The organism is Mycobacterium sp. pV006, assembly GCF_041287115.1.
In the GTDB taxonomy this organism is placed as follows: domain Bacteria; phylum Actinomycetota; class Actinomycetes; order Mycobacteriales; family Mycobacteriaceae; genus Mycobacterium.
Map to the genome: position 1 here is coordinate 1 of NZ_JBGGKT010000046.1, position 1,730 is coordinate 1,730.

Annotated in this window: 1 rRNA gene; it reads right to left on the reverse strand. The window is 57.6% G+C overall.

What is annotated here, in order from left to right:
• Positions 1-117 precede the first annotated feature (117 nt).
• A 16S ribosomal RNA gene (locus tag ACAG25_RS24715) occupies positions 118-1,639 on the reverse strand.
• Positions 1,640-1,730 lie beyond the last annotated feature (91 nt).

Consider the following 1,730-nt stretch of genomic DNA (forward strand, 5'->3'; position numbering starts at 1 on the left):
CTTTCCCCGCCAGACGACATGTTTGTTGTTGCACCAAACCCCGGCCACTACAGCCACAGGGTTCCTCACGGCTCGGACAAGGCCTTGTGCCTCAGTCCTTTTCGTGGTGCTCCTTAGAAAGGAGGTGATCCAGCCGCACCTTCCGGTACGGCTACCTTGTTACGACTTCGTCCCAATCGCCGATCCCACCTTCGACGGCTCCCTCCCACAAGGGGTTAGGCCACCGGCTTCGGGTGTTACCGACTTTCATGACGTGACGGGCGGTGTGTACAAGGCCCGGGAACGTATTCACCGCAGCGTTGCTGATCTGCGATTACTAGCGACTCCGACTTCACGGGGTCGAGTTGCAGACCCCGATCCGAACTGAGACCGGCTTTGAAAGGATTCGCTCCACCTCACGGCATCGCAGCCCTTTGTACCGGCCATTGTAGCATGTGTGAAGCCCTGGACATAAGGGGCATGATGACTTGACGTCATCCCCACCTTCCTCCGAGTTGACCCCGGCAGTCTCTCACGAGTCCCCACCATAACGTGCTGGCAACATGAGACAAGGGTTGCGCTCGTTGCGGGACTTAACCCAACATCTCACGACACGAGCTGACGACAGCCATGCACCACCTGCACACAGGCCACAAGGGAAACCACATCTCTGCAGTCGTCCTGTGCATGTCAAACCCAGGTAAGGTTCTTCGCGTTGCATCGAATTAATCCACATGCTCCGCCGCTTGTGCGGGCCCCCGTCAATTCCTTTGAGTTTTAGCCTTGCGGCCGTACTCCCCAGGCGGGGTACTTAATGCGTTAGCTACGGCACGGATCCCAAGGAAGGAAACCCACACCTAGTACCCACCGTTTACGGCGTGGACTACCAGGGTATCTAATCCTGTTCGCTCCCCACGCTTTCGCTCCTCAGCGTCAGTTACTGCCCAGAGACCCGCCTTCGCCACCGGTGTTCCTCCTGATATCTGCGCATTCCACCGCTACACCAGGAATTCCAGTCTCCCCTGCAGTACTCCAGTCTGCCCGTATCGCCCGCACGCCCACAATTGAGTTGTGAGTTTTCACGGACAACGCGACAAACCACCTACGAGCTCTTTACGCCCAGTAATTCCGGACAACGCTCGGACCCTACGTATTACCGCGGCTGCTGGCACGTAGTTGGCCGGTCCTTCTTCTCCAGGTACCGTCACTTGCGCTTCGTCCCTGGCGAAAGGAGTTTACAACCCGAAGGCCGTCATCCCCCACGCGGCGTCGCTGCATCAGGCTTGCGCCCATTGTGCAATATTCCCCACTGCTGCCTCCCGTAGGAGTCTGGGCCGTATCTCAGTCCCAGTGTGGCCGGTCACCCTCTCAGGCCGGCTACCCGTCGTCGCCTTGGTAGGCCATCACCCCACCAACAAGCTGATAGGCCGCGGGCCCATCCCACACCGCAAAAGCTTTCCCCCACCAGGCCATGCGACCAGCAGGGTGTATTCGGTATTAGACCCAGTTTCCCAGGCTTATCCCAAAGTGCAGGGCAGATCACCCACGTGTTACTCACCCGTTCGCCACTCGAGTACCCCGAAGGGCCTTTCCGTTCGACTTGCATGTGTTAAGCACGCCGCCAGCGTTCGTCCTGAGCCAGGATCAAACTCTCCAAACAAAAACGTTCAGAACAAATTTGACCAAACAAAAGACACCAAAACTGGCATCAAAAAAACCACACCCCTAAACGGGAAAAAGAGGCGCGGCAA